19 protein-coding genes and 1 pseudogene are annotated in these 20,249 nt (G+C 39.6%); 3 read left to right on the forward strand and 17 right to left on the reverse strand.

The genetic code is table 11. The features are described from left to right. Positions 1-80: 80 nt before the first annotated feature. The 11 genes and pseudogenes from NYF15_RS03070 to NYF15_RS03120 all read right to left on the reverse strand — a co-directional run bounded on the left by NYF15_RS03070 (position 81) and on the right by NYF15_RS03120 (position 9,064). Positions 81-1,685 (reverse strand): hypothetical protein, encoded by a 1,605-nt coding sequence (locus NYF15_RS03070; RefSeq protein WP_371352752.1) that lies wholly within the window; start codon positions 1,683-1,685, stop codon positions 81-83. 231 nt (positions 1,686-1,916) lie between these two features. Then, positions 1,917-3,224: a lipopolysaccharide assembly protein LapB gene (locus NYF15_RS03075; protein WP_237115653.1), complete on the reverse strand. Its 1,308-nt coding sequence runs from the start codon at positions 3,222-3,224 to the stop codon at positions 1,917-1,919. A gap of 17 nt (positions 3,225-3,241) precedes the next feature. Beyond that, the gene (locus tag NYF15_RS03080) at positions 3,242-3,847 is read right to left on the reverse strand and encodes an energy transducer TonB (protein WP_062568031.1); all 606 of its coding nucleotides are present in this window, start codon (positions 3,845-3,847) and stop codon (positions 3,242-3,244) included. A 12-nt stretch (positions 3,848-3,859) separates the two neighbouring features. Continuing rightward, the gene (locus NYF15_RS03085; protein ID WP_036971869.1) at positions 3,860-4,273 is read right to left on the reverse strand and encodes a biopolymer transporter ExbD; all 414 of its coding nucleotides are present in this window, start codon (positions 4,271-4,273) and stop codon (positions 3,860-3,862) included. 45 nt (positions 4,274-4,318) lie between these two features. Beyond that, a complete protein-coding gene (locus NYF15_RS03090; protein WP_054552070.1) occupies positions 4,319-4,846 on the reverse strand; it encodes a MotA/TolQ/ExbB proton channel family protein in 528 nt (175 codons plus the stop codon). Positions 4,847-4,849: 3 nt separating this feature from the next. Further along, positions 4,850-6,217, reverse strand: coding sequence for a MotA/TolQ/ExbB proton channel family protein (locus NYF15_RS03095; protein WP_371352753.1), 1,368 nt, complete (start codon positions 6,215-6,217; stop codon positions 4,850-4,852). A gap of 10 nt (positions 6,218-6,227) precedes the next feature. Continuing rightward, the gene (locus tag NYF15_RS03100; protein WP_341804749.1) at positions 6,228-6,980 is read right to left on the reverse strand and encodes a DUF3450 domain-containing protein; all 753 of its coding nucleotides are present in this window, start codon (positions 6,978-6,980) and stop codon (positions 6,228-6,230) included. A 372-nt stretch (positions 6,981-7,352) separates the two neighbouring features. Then, entirely contained in the window at positions 7,353-8,027 is a 675-nt protein-coding gene (locus tag NYF15_RS03105; protein WP_371352754.1) for a hypothetical protein, read from the reverse strand. Positions 8,028-8,034: 7 nt separating this feature from the next. Then, positions 8,035-8,097 (reverse strand): annotated as a pseudogene (locus tag NYF15_RS03110) (hypothetical protein); the annotation flags it as partial. Positions 8,098-8,266: 169 nt separating this feature from the next. Continuing rightward, on the reverse strand, positions 8,267-8,491 hold the full coding sequence (locus NYF15_RS03115) for a hypothetical protein (RefSeq protein ID WP_371352755.1): 225 nt from the start codon (positions 8,489-8,491) through the stop codon (positions 8,267-8,269). Between the two features lie 30 nt (positions 8,492-8,521). Beyond that, a complete protein-coding gene (locus NYF15_RS03120) occupies positions 8,522-9,064 on the reverse strand; it encodes a DUF6795 domain-containing protein (protein WP_371352756.1) in 543 nt (180 codons plus the stop codon). A 357-nt stretch (positions 9,065-9,421) separates the two neighbouring features. Here NYF15_RS03120 and NYF15_RS03125 point away from each other — a divergent pair, with 357 nt between their 5' ends. Then, positions 9,422-9,781 (forward strand): hypothetical protein, encoded by a 360-nt coding sequence (locus NYF15_RS03125; RefSeq protein WP_371352757.1) that lies wholly within the window; start codon positions 9,422-9,424, stop codon positions 9,779-9,781. A 10-nt stretch (positions 9,782-9,791) separates the two neighbouring features. Here NYF15_RS03125 and NYF15_RS03130 read toward each other — a convergent pair whose 3' ends face one another. From NYF15_RS03130 to NYF15_RS03145, 4 genes are all read right to left on the reverse strand, one after another. Then, the gene (locus NYF15_RS03130; RefSeq protein WP_371352758.1) at positions 9,792-10,412 is read right to left on the reverse strand and encodes a DsbA family protein; all 621 of its coding nucleotides are present in this window, start codon (positions 10,410-10,412) and stop codon (positions 9,792-9,794) included. Further along, positions 10,413-11,492 carry a GGDEF domain-containing protein gene (locus NYF15_RS03135; protein ID WP_237118937.1) on the reverse strand — a complete coding sequence of 360 codons (1,080 nt, stop codon included), beginning with the start codon at positions 11,490-11,492 and terminating at the stop codon, positions 10,413-10,415. 22 nt (positions 11,493-11,514) lie between these two features. Beyond that, positions 11,515-13,404, reverse strand: a complete 1,890-nt coding sequence (locus tag NYF15_RS03140; protein ID WP_371352759.1) for a methyl-accepting chemotaxis protein — start codon at positions 13,402-13,404, stop codon at positions 11,515-11,517. Between the two features lie 345 nt (positions 13,405-13,749). After that, the gene (locus NYF15_RS03145; RefSeq protein ID WP_371352760.1) at positions 13,750-15,021 is read right to left on the reverse strand and encodes a sugar MFS transporter; all 1,272 of its coding nucleotides are present in this window, start codon (positions 15,019-15,021) and stop codon (positions 13,750-13,752) included. A 147-nt stretch (positions 15,022-15,168) separates the two neighbouring features. Here NYF15_RS03145 and NYF15_RS03150 point away from each other — a divergent pair, with 147 nt between their 5' ends. Together NYF15_RS03150 and NYF15_RS03155 are read left to right on the forward strand one after the other, a co-directional pair. Further along, positions 15,169-16,380 (forward strand): AGE family epimerase/isomerase, encoded by a 1,212-nt coding sequence (locus tag NYF15_RS03150; protein WP_371352969.1) that lies wholly within the window; start codon positions 15,169-15,171, stop codon positions 16,378-16,380. Further along, entirely contained in the window at positions 16,377-17,330 is a 954-nt protein-coding gene (locus NYF15_RS03155) for a carbohydrate kinase (protein ID WP_371352761.1), read from the forward strand. The genes NYF15_RS03150 and NYF15_RS03155 overlap by 4 nt, the downstream gene beginning before the upstream one ends. A gap of 61 nt (positions 17,331-17,391) precedes the next feature. Here the strand turns inward: NYF15_RS03155 and NYF15_RS03160 are convergent, their stop codons facing one another. Together NYF15_RS03160 and NYF15_RS03165 are read right to left on the reverse strand one after the other, a co-directional pair. Continuing rightward, the gene (locus tag NYF15_RS03160; RefSeq protein ID WP_371352762.1) at positions 17,392-17,991 is read right to left on the reverse strand and encodes a hypothetical protein; all 600 of its coding nucleotides are present in this window, start codon (positions 17,989-17,991) and stop codon (positions 17,392-17,394) included. Between the two features lie 392 nt (positions 17,992-18,383). Beyond that, on the reverse strand, positions 18,384-20,069 hold the full coding sequence (locus tag NYF15_RS03165) for a M1 family metallopeptidase (RefSeq protein WP_371352763.1): 1,686 nt from the start codon (positions 20,067-20,069) through the stop codon (positions 18,384-18,386). Positions 20,070-20,249: the final 180 nt, after the last annotated feature.

Here is a 20,249-nt window from a genome sequence, read left to right on the forward strand (position 1 = left end):
AATTTGATAAAAAACAGGCGCCAGTTGCTTTGAAATAAGCATTATGGCGCCTACATTTCATAACTCTAAATGAGCAGGTATTAGTCTTGAGCAGCAGCTGCTAGTGCAGTTTCTACCCATTTGTACCAGCTTGAGCTAGTATCTTGATCAGATACTGCACCGATGTAATCAACCGTTTCGAAAAAGCTATCGTTAAGCATAGATAAGTCATTCGCAGAGATAGTTACATCTGTAGAGGCTGTATTAGTCGCAAACTCATTATCAGCAAATACTGCAACATCATCAGTTAAAATTTCATTGCTAGCGCTGTTTTCAAACCATGATGCTTTTGTTTGACCTGCTAAAGGGCCGCCTGCAAATGTGTCTGTATCTGCGAAGTTTGATGAACACGCCATAACTGAACTATTAAATGCAATTTTATCAGCTTGCTTTTCACCATCAGAAGAAAATTCGATACAGCTTGAATTCACTGCATTTTTCTTAAATATCAATGCATTGTAGATATTAGCATTAAATTCATCATCAAATTTAAAGGCTTGTGAAGGGTCATCATCACGTACTGATTTTCCATCAGTCGTAATAACCGTGATGTTCGCTAGCGTAGGGTTACTTGGTGCTACTTCAGCAGAAGACTCACCTTTAACACCATCTGACTCAAACCCATTGTTACCCATGTTTGCAACTGTGCCATCAGCAAGCGTTACAGTGCCATGTTTGATAAAGAGGAATTGACCCTTACCTTGCCAACCTGCATCAAAGTCAAATGAATCATCTTGTGTATCAGTCACAACAATATGTTTAATTGTCGCTGCACCACCGAAGAACTCGATACCATCATCAAAGCCCTGGTGAATATGTAAATAATCAAACGCAGAACCTGAACCTACCGCGTTAAGAGTTAGTGAGTTAAGGTCGTCACCTTCACCACCTACTTTAGGGCCTGAACCTGCGTACCAAATTTTAGCCCACTTGATGCTACCACTTGAATCTGCGTTATCATTACCACCAAAATAACTTGTTATACCCTCAGAAGGTACATTACAGGTGCTTGCAGCGCGCTCTGCATCAGTACATTGGTCAGTAATACCATTACCGTTGATGATGATACCGCCCCAATCAGCGTAACGCGGGCCATTGCCTGTGCTATCGAAACGATCAAACGCATTGGCAGATGTGAAAGTAATAGGTTTAGATTCAGTACCGTTCGCTTGAATTTTAGCGCCACGGGCGATTCGGATTATTGCTTCTCCAGACTGAAAAGCAAGTGTGGCACCTGGCTCTACTGTTAAAGTAGGTCCATTTTGAGGCACTTCAAAACCACTTGTTGTGTCGCCATCTTGACCGATTAATAAAGCATCAGCAAATAAATGAACACCGCCATCAGGGATTTCTTGGAATGTGATATTACTTGTAATTTCTATTGATTTACTTGCGAAAGAATCATTGTAAGTACAATCTTTACCATCGAAAACACCTTGAACAGTACCAGCATCTGACTCATAGCTAGCACATTCAAAATCATCGTTTGAACCATTATCAGTATTGTTGTTTGAGTTATTAGTACTATTATCAGTATTAGTGCTGTTGTCATTTACCGTTGGTGTGATTTCGATATCGCCGCCACACGCTGTCAGTGTTACTGCAGAAGCAAGCAGGCTGACCTTAAATAAGTCAGATAGTTTCATTATTGTACTCCGTTGAATTTCGATTATTGTTAAGCTTTAAAAAACTAAGACTTAAGATACTGACAGTTTGTTACAGGCGAGTTACATTTTCATAAACATAAAATGACAATGTAATTGACTTTAAAATTAGAGGGTTAAGTAAAATTGAAGAACCGAAAAAAGCCGCCCGAAGGCAGCTTTGGTGTTGCGATTATAAATGAGTTCTTTTGTACGCTTACCTGTTGAAGCTGGTTATAGCAATGCAGTACGTAATGTTTCGGCGTGTACTTTTTCACGCTTCACATACTTGATCCATTGCTCAGCTAAACGCTGTGATTTTTTGTGTTTTTCCGCTTGCTCGAACGCTAAAATCGAGGCATCAAAGTTTTGTAAATTGTATTGCGCCATACCTAGAGCCACATACACATTTGATTCAAACTCTAAGCCGCCTTTATCGAGGGCTTTACGTGCTGCATCCGCTGCTTCTTCGTATTTTTCAAGGTTAATGCTTACCTCTGCGATACGTTGCTCGTACTGACCATGCGTTACTAAATCAGCAGCCTTGGCAAAATAAGTAAGCGACTTTTCAGCCTCTTTTGCTTGTACCATAGCCTCGGCTACGAATGCGTAGTTTTTAGCTGACTGCTCGGCAATACCATCTTGCATCGCTTTGCTCATTACGCTCGCCGCTTTATAAGCAAGGCCATTGTATAAATACACTTGCGATAATTGGCGTAAATCAGATTTAGATGTTAAAAAGCCTTGCTGATATGCTGCTTCTAAAACCGCTAACTGCTCTTTTTCTGCGCCTGTTTCACCGTACATACCACCTAATTGAACCCAGTACTCAGGTTTATTGTATAGCTTCACTAAGCGCTCAAGTACCTCGACCACTTTGTCAGACTGATTAAGTGAGTAGTACATAGCACGTTGTAAAATTAGCCAGTTTTCTTTTGGCATTTCACCTTTACTGTCGGCTTCTGCGATAGCAAGATTAATGTTTTCAATGCCTTTTTGGTAATCTTTAAGCTGATAATAGGCTTGTGATTTTAATACGTAATAAGCATCTGTTTTAGGCTTGTCGTTAATCACATCCCACTGCGCTAAATATTTGATTACCTTTTCGTAATCGCTATTAGCCATCGCAAGTTGCGCTAAGCTAAAGGTGGTGCTTAGACGTAATGTTTCTGGAATTGCATCTTCGTTTACTACTTTTTCAAACGACGCAATGGCTTTATCTAAGTCGTTTTCGTTGTAATAAATAAAACCATAGAAATTATGCATCATGGCAATTTCATACGAGTTCATGCTTGAAGAGCGCTCTTGAATACTATCAAGTGCTGCTAATCCTGCTTTTGCATCACCATCATCAGCTAGCTTTTGTGCACGCGCTAATTGGCTATACACTTTTTCGCGCAGTGCAGGTACGCGTTTGGTTTTTTGGTCCTCAGCGTAAGCTGTTGCCAGTGTGACACCGGGTAATAGGCTAACAACGCTTGGCACTACCAGGCTGCTTGTGAAAGCAGCCGCGCAAATCACGGCAACTTTTAAAGGTTTCATAATCGCATTCCTCTTTTCTAACCGTTAATTTGGAAAGAAATTTTGTTCTGTACGCCCGCTACTTCAACAGCTTCACCGTTAACAACGCGCGGTTTATATTTAAATTTAAGTGCTGCATCCATCGCAGCGCGGTCAAACAGTGACTCAGGTTCAGCTTTCACTACTTTCGGGTCACGCACTGTGCCTTGTTTAGTTACTGTAAACTCAACAATCACATAGCCTTCGATACCACGCGATAAAGCTCGGCGCGGATAAACAGGCGCTACTTTTACAATCGGTAGGTATTCACCGTCACTTGATTCAAGGGCTAAGCCACCGGCTAAGTTAACGTCGGCTTCAACACTGGCACCAAAGTCAAAGTTGGCATTGCTCGCGTTAGGATCACTGTTTTGCATTTGCGGTGATTCCATTGGCGGAGGTGGCTCTTTTGGCGTTGGTGGCTTTTGCGGTTTACGTTCTTTCTTTTGCACCGTCTCTTCTTTTTTCAGACGAACAAAATCAAGTACGTTTCCTTTTACAGGCTCAGACATGGCCCCTTCACCACCGGTGATCAGTGCCTGCATGCCTAAAAACAGCATGACAGTCACGATACCAGCGATGATTAATGCAACTATATAACGCATCGCTCACATTCCTTATGATGCTTCTTGCGCAGCAATCGACACATCAAATGCGCCTGCAGCTCGCGATGCATCCATTACTTTGATAAGTACATCGGTTGTGGCTTTTTTATCTGCTTGAATAACCACGCTACCTTGTGGGTTTTCAGCTTTTAAGCGCTCGATATTTGCCTGAACAGCACGAACATCGACTTGGCGCTTGTTGATCCAAATTTCACCCTTGTCAGAAATAGCAACTAAGATGTTGGCACGCTCTTTTTTAACTGCTGTTGCCGCTTCAGGACGGTTTACATCAATACCGGCTTCTTTTACGAATGATGCTGTTACGATAAAGAAGATAAGCATGATGAAAACAACGTCTAGCATTGGCGTCATGTTGATTTCTTCTGCGTCGTCTTCTTGAAATAAGTTACCTAGTGGCGCTCTCATTGTTAGTCTCCTAGTGGGTGATGCTCACATCACCCTAAAATTCGTTTAGTGGTCTAAGACCATGTTGTCTTCAAGTAATTGCACTTCGCGTTTTGCACGACGTTGTAAGAACGTTGATGCGAAAACCCCTGAAAGTGCACCCACCATACCGGCCATTGTTGGGATAGTGGCTTTAGACACCCCTGATGCCATCGAACGTGCACTGCCCGTGCCTGTGATTGCCATTACATCAAATACTTCGATCATGCCGGTTACGGTACCTAACAGACCTAAAAGTGGACATAACGCAACCATTACGTTGATAAGCGCAAGGTTATTATTTAATTGCATGCCAGCGCGTGAAATCATCGCTTGGCGAATTTGCTCTGCGTTCCAGCTGTTACGCTCTGCTCTATTGCTCCAAGTGCTTTTTACGTCTTTCTTGTAGCGTTTAAAGCCACCAAAAAAGTACATAAAACGCTCAAGTATCAATAACCACATCGCGAAGATGAGGACCCCGATGACCAAGAGAACTTGGCCACCTGTGTCGAGGAAATCACGTAGAGCATTGATTGCATCAATCAATAGCACCATGATTTATGCTCCTTTCTCGCTTCGCTCTGCGATGATACCTGCGCTTTGCTCTTGTAAAATCAACAGCATGTTTTTAGAACGCGTGTTAAGAAGTGTGTATAAGAATACTGTTGGGATAGCCACAACCAGACCAAGTACCGTTGTTACAAGTGCCTGAGATATACCACCCGCCATTAGTTTAGGGTCACCTGTACCGAACAAGGTAATTGCTTGGAAGGTGTTAATCATACCGGTTACCGTACCTAGTAGACCAAGTAATGGTGCTACCACAGAGATAATCTTAATTAGCGTCAGGTTACGAGTAATTTTTGGCATTTCACGAATGATTGCTTCGCTTAATTTAAGTTCAAGCGTGTCATACGCTACATCTGGGTACTGATCTTTCACTTTCATTACGCGACCAAGTGGGTTGTCATCACGTGCCACTGTGTCTTTAAGCTGACGACGGATTTTGCTACCCATAATCATCAGAGATACAAAACGCTCAAGTGCGATTAGTAAAGCGATTAAACCAACACCTAAGATAATGTAACCAACCGTACCACCTTGGTGAACTTGCTCTTCAGTATCTGGTGCTTGTACTAAAAGACCTAAGATTGAGCCACCTGTAGGGTCAAGCGCGAACGGTACAACACCTGAATTTGCTTGTTGTAAGTCAGTCGCAGTTGCTGTGTAGCGACTGCTAGGCTGACGTGTAAGCTGGCTAATTGTATTTGTAGCCGGTGTGTACTCTAGGTATTTACCATCAGCGATTAAGTTAAATGCACCAACACGCACCACTTCTTTTTGTGCTTTGCTGCCACCTTCAACGATAACATCTGTTGTAAAGCGAGATACTTTACCTTGTTCAGTCATTTCGCGTTGTAATTCAAACCATACTTTTTCGATATCATCGATAGAAGCAAGCTTTGACGTTGAACCCATTTTTTGTGCTAGCTCATCCATGAAGTTACTACGACCTGGAAGCTCTGCAGAAACAACTGACGTCATGAATTTGTTGCTTGAATCGCCCGCTACTTGTTGTAACACACCGAATAGCTCTTTAAGTGAGCCCATGCGGTTTGAAAGTGTTTCGGTTAAGTTAGCTAGTTTTACTTCGTTTTCTTCAAACTGAGTTTCTAAACGCTCCGACTCGTTTAGCATTGCAGTACGTTTTGCTTGCGTATCTTTAAGCATTTGTACTTGTTCGTTTTGACGCGCCACGAACTCTTGCTCACGTTGTTTATTCTCAACGCTTTGCTGTGCTTTACCTTGCTCTAATGTTTTTAGTAATGAATCTAAATCCATTGGCTCAGCCGCTAGGCTGCTACCAGCAAAACCAAGACCAGCTGCAAACACGGCCATTTTTGTCATTTTCGTTAATAATTTCATCTCAAACCTCTTATTCAGCAGCGTGGACTGGCAGTGTTAACATATCTGGGGCAAGTTGCTTACGTGCAATGCGTAAACCTTTATTGATTTGGCTGATTGCAGAATCTGGTAATTCAACAAACGATTTTGTTTGTGTGTCCCAGCTACCTGCTTTTTTGCCGTCGCGTGTTAAATAAATAAGTTCTAAACGACCGATGCGTAAGAAATCTACTTCGCGTTCTTGGCCATCTACATTAAGTAATGATGTGTACGCTTCGATAGTGCGACCGTAATCAACTTCTACTTGGTATGCTTCAAGTAAGCGGCGGAATTTTTCACTTGAAGTGATGTCTGCTCGGTCCATCATTTCTTTTAATGATGCAATACGCTTGCTACGTTCTTCAGTTAAGAAAGGCACGTCTAATGCAACGAATTGCTCAAGACCTGTGATCATGCGCATCATTAACGGCGTAATTTGACGCTCAATAACTGATACCTGATCCATTGACTCGTTTAACGCGTCCATTTCTGCAATTTGATTGTTTAATTGCTTAGTTAGCTGCGCGTTATAAACAGTTAAGCCATCAATTTCTTTATTAAGGGCTTTAAATTGTTGTAAACGACCTTGCATTGAATCTGCAATCTTGTCGATTTTTGTTTGTGATTGCGCGGCAGAGTTGTTTATTTCGCTGCTTTTATCAATTACTTTATCTAGATCGTTTGCATGTACTGTTGCAGATGCCGCTACAATACCTGCTAAAATCAGTGGTTTAACGCCTTTCATCGCATACACCTTTACTCGTTAAGTTAGCTTAATTTGCTAGTGGGTTTGTTTTAATGTGCGAAAGGATAACGATGAAAAATGACAAGCATGTTGCGCAAAAAATACAAAAATATGACAGCTGTAACAATTCGTTTATATTAGGCTAAAAAGGAAGTGATACTGGTATGAAGTTTAAGGGTTATTTTGTTTAGACTATGGGATTATTATTTGGGGTTACAGTTAAGAAAAGTGATAACAAATTCCGCTTGGGTTGAAGTTAGTTTAATCAACTATAGAGCGCGACCAACAGATATTTTTCACAAAGTTATGTCTTTTGATAATAGAAGTTGTTTTAAATATGCCAGCACTAGTAACTGCTGGCATATGATAAGTTTATACAAGTAGAGGAGCTGTATGACTAGCCATTTCTATTGAAAATTTAGCTAATTGAGAAAGTTTCATAAGCATCTTCTTAAAAATCAAGCGAATACCACGGTAACTAAAATCTATGAACTTTCCTGCGGGCAGGCCACAGAATACATACATATGACCCACTATCCCTTTTACTTCAGCTGCATAGGCCTGAGTTGTTTCTATCTCATTTGCTAAATAGGTCGCAATAGCATCATAAATAGTGAGTAAGCCCGTTACACTTGCTTGTATCGAATGTAATACACCTTTTTTATTTAAAAAGTCGAGCAGCGCGGCGCCTATCTTTTTGGCCCAGCGAACAGAAAAGTGAGCTTGATGACGTTTTTCAAAATCAAGGCGAATAGCTTCTTGGTGACGTAACTCAAACCCTTTTTGAATATCAGCATAGCTTTTGTATTTTGATGCCGTATTTAAATATCCAGGGGTCGGGTTAGTCATACTATGTGCACCAGGAGAGATATTCTGTGCCGAATTTAAAATATATTCGTCTGTGGTGTGTACAAAAGGCCAAACAGGCACCATAGGTACGGGATCACCTGCGTGAACACAGCGATATACACCTTGTAACGCTTGCTCAGTATGACTTGCAAAACTTAAAAAACCAACTCTAGGTGCACCAAAAGTATACAGTTTCACAGGTACTTTAAAGCGTTGTTTTAGCCAACGCTCCACCTAAGCTGTGGCCAACAACATGGACTGGTGCCGAAGGGTTTTGCGAAAAATATTGCTCTAGTTGTGATTTAAGTGAATAAAAAGTTTAATTAAATCCCGCATGTACACTCTGATTATTAGGTCCTGTTGCGACACCGCAATGTAAATCAGTGAGACAATCGCGCATTTTTGCTGTACCACGAAGTGCTAGTACATAATGATCTTTAAACGCCCCCTGTTCTTCCTTTAGCAATATAGCCAAATGGAGTTTGGTGCCGAAAAATTCGTTCTAAAATAGAGCCACTGATACCTGTAATATTGTAGTTATCAAAATTAAATAAAGGGCTTAGATAGGGGTAGCTAGCAGAAGTTTTTAATCCGCCCTGCTTAAGAGTTGCATAGGCAATGTTGGCAAAATGTGCTGCTTGTGTTGGTTGTAATGAAATCATATTTATCTTCCGTAATAAAATGTTGAATTTTTAGTTTAAATTATTAGCTTCATCAATAATTTGCTGTGGGTCAATTATAGTGAAGTCTTGATCCCACCTACAAATTGATGAACCTGTAAGCAATAAGTTTGGTTGCTCTGGATTATCAAACTTAAAAAAGACTTCTTTATTATTAATATCTCCGTTTAATTCCTTTAATTTTTGCGAGTATTCGTGCATAGGATGTATGTTGTATAGGGTTACAGCCCATAATAAATATTCCTGCTTCTTATAAAAAAATTTAATCTGTTGAGCAGTTCTCATATCGACGAAAGGAATACCTGGTTGATCAGAACGTATTATCCATTCAGGAAAATTAAAGTTTCCATGTGCGTCTGTGTAAGTCGCATCTTTTCTTGCTTTTCCGTCACAAAAATATAAACCACGCTCAATTTTTACGTTGGCCAAAGGTTCACCATTATTTGTTAAGCGGCCTGTAACCTCTGGGCACAAATGCACTTTATATGTGCCAAACTTATCTAAAAGAGGCTGAATTATTGTGCTAAAGGATTGGAGTTTATCGATGAGTGACATTTGAACCTCTTAATTTATAAATGGAATTACGAGGTATTGCGTAAAAAAGTGTTGCACGCAGAATATCCACATTCCATGTCAATATTGTCAGCATTCTATAGTCTAGGTGAAAATAGGCAATCAATTTTAGAGTGATGTAATAGATTATGTTGCACTAAAATTACACAGAATGAAATTAGTAAGCTTGTACTAGGCTAAATATGTTGAGACAGGCAAAGCTGGAGGTGCAGGGCTAGGCTAACTTGGAGGTTATACATTAATGTAATGTAATTTTTTGGTTTTACCTTTTGAAGGAACATTATTTTGTGGTGTAGTATAGTTACAGGCAAGTTAAATATATGAGGTTGTTGAAAAGCAATGGAACCTCTTAAGTTGTGGTTTTTAACTCTATTTCTTACATCAGCTGGCCTTTTCTTTTTTATAATATTACCGATGCTAATAGCTATAAAAGATAAGAAAACTCAGCTAATAGAGGATACTCTTGATGATGGTAATCGTTTTTACTCATTAAATATCATAACTGCTGGTAGCGGCGCATTGCACTATGATTCTATCTTTCTATTCGACAGGTATGCAAGACGCTATAAAGTAATGGAGAAAAGAGAAAATGTTCCCAAAAACTTGCAGATTTGGTTTGAGCTTTATTATGTTTTATTTATAACATTTAGCTCAATGTTTTTATTGGCATGCCTTATGGCATATTTTTATTTAAATTGACTGTTATTCTTTAATTTGGTGGCGCTGACACAAATTGCATAACCTGCTGGTAAGTGCTTTGCCAGTCTTGATAATTAACAGGCACAGCATAGTAATTTCCTTTATTTTCAATAACTAAAGACGGAAAACCTTGGACAGGCAAGCTCCTAACCTCGTTTATTTCATTCATTAGTAAAGAATTGATTTTTTCACTTTGAATTTCTGTAATAAAGGTGTTTTTTGCTAAACCAATTTGCTCGGCTAGATTGGCAAGCGTGCTTATGTCAGATGGGTTTTGTGCATTTAGGTAGTAGGCTTTTTGAATTGCGTAGAGCATCTCAAGCTCTTTGTTGTATTGCCTTGCAACAAGCACAGCACGGCATGCAGGGTAAGTTGAGCGGCGTGGTTGAGTATTCAACCAAAAGTTATGATTAAACTTAGTGCCAAGCTGCTGTTCTATACGTTGCCATGTTTGCTGTAAAAATTGCTGCATATCTTCAGGCATTGGTTCATCAGAATCGGGCGCAAGACCACCCACTTTATATTCAATAGCGAGTTTATCCCCTAGGGCTTCTTTCAGTTTTAACCAGGTCTCTCTATAACCCCAGCACCAACTGCACATTGGGTCATATACATAAATCAGCTTTGCCATTTAGCTCACCTCATGGAAATCAGACACCACCACATTACGCCCTTTTGCTTTGGCTTTATACAAATTATCATCAGCTTGCTTTATCGCTTTACTAAATTGGCTACCCTGTTCAAGGTTTGCAATACCAATACTGCAAGTAATAGAAATAGACTGGCCAACATCATAAGCTATTTGCTTATTTGATACGTATTCACGTAGTTTTTCAGCAACACCATGGGCTGTTTTCAAACTTGCTTTTGGTAATAGAATCATAAATTCTTCACCGCCATAGCGTGCTTTTATATCTGTGCCACGTAGTTTATCGTGAAGCATGGAGGTAAAGGCAATTAAAACCTGGTCGCCAAAGTCATGGCCATAGGTGTCATTGAGCACTTTAAAGTTGTCTAGGTCGATTAATAACACAGACATAGGTAAATAACTGTTCGCTTCTGTATCAAGCCTTGGCTGAATGTGTTCATAAATATAACGCCGATTGGCAAGGCCAGTTAGGGGATCGGTTAATGCATCTCGCTTCTCTATCAATGTAATATCTGCAATTTTTTGATGGCTCTTTTTTCTAAAGTATTCACTTATCGCAGAAAATAAAATAACCAGCGAAAATGAGGCCAAAAAACGAGAAACTTCAACATCGCCATACTGCACTTGCCCAAAGTTGGGGCCAAATAGCATTAATAAAGTACTGATATACATCACAGCCATTAATGCACTGCCAAACATCAACCCCAATGTGACATAAGAAACCACAGGGTAAAACATAACCCAATAAAGAGCTGTATTCTCTTTTCCTCCAGTGTAGATAAGAGAAATACACAAAAGTAAAACGATCGACATAATAATACAGGCAATTGTCATTAGGTTGCCTGTTTTAAAGTAATACAACAAACAAAGCACGATTGTTATATCACTAACAATTAACATCACAGTTAGTGGCATTTCATAAATATGGAAATTAGAAATGACTAACGATGTAATCAATACAAGTGCAAAAAATGCCATTGTAAACAAGGTAAAGGCACGGCGTTGTTTATCCGCCGTGTCAACGGTTTTTGTGGTTACGGCTGTAAGCCAATTTTGGTCCAATACAGTATAATTCCGTTGTTAATTAAACTTTAAAGGTTAACACGAGCTTTTCTAGCTCATAAAACTGTGCTTTGAGTTTAGTGCACTCATTCAAGGTGTTATTTAAGTTGTTTTGACCTTGGTTAGACAACTCACTAATTGAGTGAATATCACTATCGAGGCTCTGTATAACATGATTTTGTTCCGTCGTAGCGTTAGCAACACTATGATTTACTTCATCTATTGACTCTATAGCATGGGTGACTTCAGACATTTTTTCGCCCGCAACATTGGCTTGTACCACACTTTTTTCACTGTCTTTTATACTCGCAGTCATTACTTCTACTGCCGAGGCAGAACCCTGCTGAAGCTGCGAAATCATCTCTTCAATTTCTTGCGTCGATTGTTGTGTACGATGTGCTAACTGACGCACTTCATCTGCCACAACGGCAAAGCCTCGCCCTGCTTCACCAGCCCTAGCAGCTTCAATCGCAGCATTTAGTGCCAGTAAATTAGTTTGCTCACTCACCCCTTTAATCACTTCAAGGATCTGACCAATGCTTACGGTATGTGCATCTAGGCTGTTGATTGTTTTTTGTGCTTGTTCCATATTGCGTGACAGTGCATTAATTGCAGCAAGGTTATCTGCCAGTGCAGCCTGACTTTGAAGCGATTGGTTATTAGCACTTGTAGCAAGTGTTGATGCATGACTTGCACTGTTGGATATTTCCACTGCACTTGAAGTTAGCTCGTTAATTGCGGTTGCCACGTTATCAGTACGTTTAGTTTGATCTGCGTACATAGCTAATGTGCCTTGGGTTTGATTAACCAAGCTCTCTACCAAGCGCTCTAACTCTACTGTGGTGTTTTTAACTTGCTCGATAGAGCCATGAATTTTTTCAATAAAAGCATTAAAGTAGTGACTTAGTTCACCAAACTCATCATTGTTTTCAACTTCAAGGCGGCGGGTCAAGTCCCCTTCACCTTGAGCAATGTCTTTAATGGCATCGTTTAAACGCTGCATTGGTCGCATTAAATAACGAAGTAAAAACTGCATCATTAGCACAATGGCGGCGATACCCACTAACATATAAATGGCCGCCATGTTTCTAAATGAAGCCACCGATGAGTAAGCAATTTCTTCGTTAATCACCACGCCTAAATACCAGTCAACGTTTTGAATTCCTTTAATTTTAGTGAACGACACGAGTTTTTCTAAACCACCAACTTGCACTTCAACAAACTCAGATTGTAAAGACAGACTTTTACCAAACAAATCGCGCATGTTCTTATCGTTAAATTTTGTGTCTGGGTGGCTTAATATGCGCCCTTCACTGTCGAGTAAAAAGCCATAACCAAACCCTAAAAAGTCAATTTCGTTAACGATCTTTGTAATGGTTTTCATATCGATATCGGCACCTGCAACCCCACTAAAAACACCATTGGCTTGCATAGGCGCAACAGCAGAAATAGTTAGCTCGTTAGTGGTTACATCAATATAAGGTGCAGTAAATGCGGTGTTTGTTTTGTTTTCAACAAGCTTGTACCACGGGCGGGTCGTGGCATCGTAATCAGGTGGTAATACAACTGATTGGTCATTCAAAACAAAGGTACCATCGGTAATACCAATGTAGGTGTTTTTAAAATCGCCTGCTTTATCCGCTGTGTTTAGCTGTGTCAGTGTTAGGCTTTTACTGTCTCCTAACTGATAGGTTTCGGCAACAGATGAAACAATAGCCAGCTTCGCGTTTAGCCAATTTGCTATATTTTGCGATACCGATTGAGAAATCTCTTGAAGAACGAGCGAAAGCTGCTCCTGCGTTTGGCTACGCATAGAGATGAAATTGTTAATGGTAAATAAACCGAGCACTATCACTAAAACCAGTGATGCTGCCACAGTTACCTTGGTGGTAAATTTAAGAGTGCTTTGCATGACAAACCTATTTGTTATTTTTTTCGTTGTTAGCTGTTTATTTTTAACAAATTAAAACCTCTTTGTCTTATAAATTTAGGCTAAAACAGTAAAAACGTCCCAATTTAAAGTAAACGCTTTCTATATAAATCAATTACTTTGTTAACGGCTGGCAGCTTTGCTTCTAAAGTTAATAAATGAACTATGTTCAAATTAACAATTGGAACGTTCCTACGGCCAACGCAATATTTGCACCTTGAATACGTATTCATTAAACAGTTATATCATGTAAATTTACTTGTCCAGTGTTCATTAGGCATAAAAAACCCCGCAACATTGTGCGGGGTTTTCCATCATTAAAAGTGACTATGCAATTCGCTTTTTCCAGCTATCCGCTAAGCGAACCACGTTTAGTCCATACCAAGCAATAAATGCGTAGCACACTACAGGAACGAAGAAGCTCTGTTGAATACTCACAGTGTCGGCAACAACACCCTGTACTAATGGTACAAGTGCACCACCAACGATGGCTAAACATAACCAACCCGAGCCTTTACTCGTCAGTGAACCCAAGCTTTCGATTGCAACTGAGAAGATTGTTGGGAACATAATTGAGTTAAATAAACCAATTGCCAGTACAGAGTAAAGTGCCACATCACCTTCTGTGAAAATAGTCACGAGCAATAATACAATTACCATCATTGCATTAAAAAATAATGCTTTTGAAGGGGCCACTTTTTGTAGTGCCGCAGAGCCAATAAAGCGACCTACCATTGCACCGCCCCAGTAGTAAGCAATCAAGCTTGCTGCTGCATGTTCTTCAAGGCCTGCAATGTGTGCTTCACCAAAATAGTTAACTAAGAAGCTACCAATTGATACCTCAGCACCCACATAACAAAAAATCCCCACAACACCCATTATTAAATGTGGCGCTTCTTTAAGGCTGTGATTTTTTGCTTTGCAGTCTTGCTCTTCTGAATGCTCAGATATCACTGGTAATTTAAAAAATGCAAATACCACTGCAATCGTTAAAAGTGCTGCAGCTAACATCAGATAAGGGACTTTAACAGACTCAGCTGTTGCAGCATTCGCAGCTAACGTGCCTGCTGTACCGAAGAATAAAATCCCCCCTACATAAGGGCCAACAGTGGTACCTAGTGAGTTAAGTGCTTGTGCTAAGTTTAAACGTGATGATGCAGTTTTTTCTGGGCCCAGCGCAACAACATAAGGGTTAGCTGACACTTGTAATACCGTAATACCCGAGGCTAAAACAAATAATGCACCTAAAAATAACCAGTATTCATGCACAACGACTGCTGGGTAAAATAACATACAGCCAATTGATGCCACCACAAGGCCTGTTAGTACGCCATTTTTATAACCAAGCTTTTTCACCAACATACCCGCAGGTAATGACACAATAAAATAAGCACCAAAAAAGCAAAACTGAACCAGCATCGCTTCTGTATAAGTTAAGTCGAACACCCCTTTTAGGCGTGGGATCAACACATCATTAAGAACTGTGATAAAGCCCCATAAAAAGAACAGGGTTGTCATTGCCGTCAGTGGTAGCAGATAGTTTTTATTTTGCTGCGAGCCATCAGCGACAAACGATTGGTTTGTATTAATTTCACTCACGTGGTTTTCACTCCGTTAACAAGTTGTGTTCGATTCTACACATTGATGTAAAAATAGCACAAGGATTTAATAGGAACGTTCCAATTATTTAATTTCCTGCTATGATTGTATTATCTTAAATATTCAGCTGGAGAAGATGTGCAAACCATCAACTTCAAATCGGTGCCTTTTTTACAGCAGCACATAAAAGATACGCTTGCTTTTTATCACCCTCATTGTGTTGATCAGGCTTCAAATGGGGCCGGTGGCTTTTACCAATATTTTAAAAATGATGGTGAAGTTTACGACAAACAAACTCGCCATTTAGTATCTAGTACGCGTTTTGTGTTCAACTATGCAATGGCTTATATCGAGTTTAAAAACCCTGACTACCTGACACTGACAAAACATGGTCTAGATCATCTTGAAAATGTTCATAAACAACTCTCGGGTGGCTACGCATGGCTGTTAGAGCAAGACGAAGCCGGTTGCGTCACTATTTTAGATGATACAAACCACTGTTATGGACTTGCATTTGTGTTACTTGCTAATGCAGTTGCTCTTAAGGCAGGAGTAACTGAATGTGAGCAAACAATATCGCGAGTTTGGGATTTACTCGAAAAACATTACTTTGAACAACATCACAACGCGTATTTAGACGAGCGAACAGGTGACTTGAGTCAAGCAGATAGCTACCGTGGTCAAAATGCCAATATGCATTTATGCGAAGCTTTACTCATGTGTTTTGAAGCAACAAATAATGCCCGCTACTTAGCACGAGCCAAGCTACTTGCAGAAACCTTTACGGTTAAACTAACTGAACATAGCCGACAATTTATTTGGGAGCATTATTCTCACGACTGGCAACTCGATCTTGATTATAACAAGAATGATCCTAAACACTTATTTAGGCCGTGGGGATTTCAGCCTGGTCATCAAACTGAATGGGCTAAACTGTTACTGATTTTAAATCGCCACATTGATGAGCCTTGGCTCGTTGAACGTGCTAAAAGTTTGTTTGATAAAACACTTACTGTTGCATGGGATAATCAGTATGGTGGTATATTTTATGGTTTTTCACCAGATAAACAAATTTGTGATAGTGATAAATATTTTTGGGTGCAAGCCGAGTCGTTAGCCGCAGCTGCCCTACTCGCTGATGCGACAAATGATGAAAGCTATTGGCAATGGTACGAAAAAATTTGGCAGTACAGCTGGCAACATATGGTCGACCATAAATACGGTGCTTGGTATCGAATTTTATCTGCCGATAACCAACCCTATAGTGATGAAAAATCACCCGCAGGTAAAACCGACTATCATACTATGGGTGCCTGTTACGAAGTTTTAAGAACGATTAGATTGAGGAATGCAAAATGAGTTTAGTGTGTTTTGGCGAAGCATTAATTGACTTTCTATCCGATGGCAAACAGCCTGAGTCATTTACCAAATACGCCGGTGGTGCCCCTGCAAACGTGTCGGTGGCTGCTGCTAAACTCGGTTTAAAAACAAGCTTTTGTGGTATGTTAGGTGATGACATGTTCGGCCATTTTATAAAAGATGAACTGACTCAACATTGCGTAAATACCCACTATTGCCAATTTACCGATGCAGCGAAAACAGCCCTTGCATTTGTTTCATTAGATGAGAACGGTGAACGTTCGTTTAGCTTCTACAGGCCCCCTGCCGCAGACTTGCTCTATCGCGTTGATGACTTTGAACATAGCATGTTTTCTGAGCACGCCATCATGCATGTATGCAGCAATAGCTTAACGGAACATAACATCTATCAAACAACTATTTATGGCCTAATACAGGCCAAAAAAGCCGGTGCTATTTGTAGCTTTGATATGAACCTACGTGAAAATTTATGGCCAAGTATGCGTCACACACTTGATCGTATTTGGCATGTCATATCGCTATCAGATATTGTGAAACTCTCATATGAAGAGCTGGAATTTTTAAATAACCGCAGTCACAAAGACCAACCATTCGAGCACACTATAAAAACCATTTTAAAAGCTGGGGTTACTTGTTTGTTGGTTACCAATGGTGGCGAGGCTATTCGGTATTACCATGCTGATTTTACAGGTGAAGTCGCTCCACCAGCCACCAAAGTTGTTGATACTACAGCCGCCGGCGACGCATTTATTGGTGGTATGCTGGCTAAAATTGGCCAGTATTGCCCCAATAAACAGAGTTTTAAAGAATATTGCCAAACGCAAAGCAATATCGAAGAGACGATTGCTTACGCAGCTAAAGCAGGTGCTTTTGCAGTCAGTCGCTATGGCGCATTTGCGTCATTGCCAAGTGCTCAAGATTTAATTTAACCTAGTATAATGCACGGTATTAATTACTTAATACCGTGTTCAAAACATAACCTTTAGCTAATTATTTAACACCTATTTCTACTGTCATTGTACTTTCTTCAGATTGGCCAACATAATAAAAAACATAATCTTGCCATGCAGCATCAGAACGCAATTGCTCTGCAATCAGAATCGCTTGTTCAATTGATTCTGAGTCTTGCTCTGCCGTCAAATCTAAGTGGCAAAGTGTTTCTCTACACTCTACATTTATAAGGTCTAATTTGGCTAGTTGCTCATTTGAAGAGAAAAGGTCGTTCAATTTAAATGTCATTTCATCAGCCCATTCATAGTTCACCTCTTGCTCGTCAAAAGGGACTTTCTCAATGTTCTTAGGGCTTTTATCTATAACAATATCACTGCTGGTAATGACTGATTGCTCTCTTTTATCAGTGCTATTGCTATCCAACGACGTTGTCGTTTTCATATTAGTTGATTCTAACTTGCCATCATTATTTATATTTGTAAGTTTTTTACTTTTAGCAGCTACATCTTTATGTTCAACTAAAACTGAGTTTTCATTTTTTTTATTTTCCTTTAACTTAGTGACTTCATCTGTTTGCCCAATAAAATAGATACATGTGAGTACTATCACCAGAAATACAATGATCAATTTAATTTTCATATCTCTCCCAGCCAACTCAAAATAAAGTTTTCACAATATATGATGTATTGATGTAAATTTTGTATGTTATTACTTTTATAATGAGTAATCTAAAAAGTCTTATTTAATACACTAACACCAATTAAAAAAGATAGTTACAAAATTATACGATAAAAGATCTTAGTGTAACCTTTTCAGTAGGATGAGCTTTTATTAAGAAAGCTTTTCTTAATGGTATTTATAAACATCATATAGTATTGAAACTTAGTTTCTATAATCTACCTACGGAACACTGATTACAGGAGTTGCTTATCATTTCAGCCTAAAAATTTAAGCATTGGTATTTATTTTAGGATTTAAAAAACAAATACCGTAAAGAAAAAGGGTATTAATTTAATACCCTTTTAAATTAGCTAATCGTCGTTTTTGCATTTATCAATGATAGGTAGGTAACGCAGTACTTTCATGCTTGGGTCAATCACGACATGATCACCTTCTTTTAATGTGATGCGCAGCTCTCCTTTATTCATTTGATATATTTTCTCTATGCCATTTATCGAAATAGGAACTGGCATTGGGAAACGTTCAGCTGCAATTTGTGGATGTTGCCAGCTCAATATTAACGTATCGTCGTTATATGTTTCTTTTAATACAGGTAATTCAGCCTGCTTAAGATACATATTAAAAAACCATTGATAGTCTTTTTCGGTTAAACGATTAATTATGGCAATAAACTCGTCGGTATTACGATAACGAGGAGCAATTGGGTATGTTAACGACGCTGTGTTATTCACACCATAAAGAAGCTCTCGTGTTGCTTGCCAAAATACGTCTTCACCCACAAGCCAGCGAAGAGTGTGTAATGTCCAACCACCTTTGCCATATATATCGGGGTTAAACGCTTGGTCAGATGTAATTTGTCCATCAAGTACAACTGGTTCACAGTTTTTCAGCCCAAGGTAAGCTGAGTACATGCTGTGGTTATACGCTGCGTCACCAAATTTATATAAGCTGTAACTGGGTTGCATGTAAAAACCAAAGCCCTCATGCAGCCATGCATCATTGAGCTTTTCATGGGTCATTAAGTTGCCAAACCATTCATGAGCCAGCTCATGTTGCAGTAACCAATCATAACCATTTGGATCACGTTTGTATTTTTTACCATACGCGTTGACTGTTTGATGTTCCATGCCTAAGTGAGGCGTCTCAACAAAACCTAACTTTTCACCGCCCCACGGGTATGGACCAAGCATCTTTTCAAAAAACGTAACCTGCTGGCGTAAATCATTTTCGATAAGCTCACGAGCTTTTTGCTCATTTTTTGTCAGAGACCAGAATTCGATAGGTACAGTCGCGCCATTTACACTGGTGTAATCCGTTTGAATACGCGTGTAAGGGCCAATATTAAGTGCAATGTTATAGTCACTGGCTGGCACTGATAACAACCAATCAAACTGTTGTTTTTTACCCTCTACTGGCCTCACTTCTTGTAATACGCCATTAGTCACCGCACTCAGCCCTTGCGGTACTGTTAAACGAATTCGCATACTGTCTGCTTTGTCTGCAAAATGGTCTTTACATGGCCAGAATAAGTCGCAGCCTTCTCCTTGCACAGCGGTTGCTATCCAAGGTTCACCTTGCTCTGTTTTTGAAAATACGAACCCGCCATCCCAAGGGGCATTTTTAGCTATATGAGGAAACCCTTGATAGGCTACAGCAACACTAACCACACTGTCTTTTGCTTGTTGCTCACCTAAATCAACACGAATTACACCACCATCTCGCTCATATTTAAGAGCCTCGCCTTTTGAGCTCACCTCATTAATTGTAAAGCGGCTATCCAATTTTAATTCTACAAATTGAGTGGCTGCTAGCAGTTTAAAGTCTGTTGTAGCAATACCTTTAATACGTTTGTTATCAGGAAATACCTCAAGTGCCAAATCGTAGTGTTTAACATCACTTTTAAGTGCAATCGCCGATAAAGCTTGCCCTGTATCACCAATAACAGGATCTAATGCAATAGGTTTTGAACTACACGCGGCTAGCACAGCCGATGCTACGAAAGTAGTGGCTACTTTAAAAAATTGATTTACTTGCAAAATACTTTTTCCTTATCGTTATTTTTATCGATTTAAAATGGCATGAGCAATTATTTATTACTAAGATTTGCGATGAAATTCAGACCTATATTAAAAACAGATAGAGGTGATGCTCTGGATATGTAGAGTATCTAAACCTAGGACTTTTAAAGATAATCATGGTATGTTTTTCAGCGTATC

The sequence above is a fragment of the Pseudoalteromonas sp. 68 DY56-GL68 genome, from assembly GCF_041414825.1.
Classification (GTDB): Bacteria; Pseudomonadota; Gammaproteobacteria; order Enterobacterales; family Alteromonadaceae; genus Pseudoalteromonas.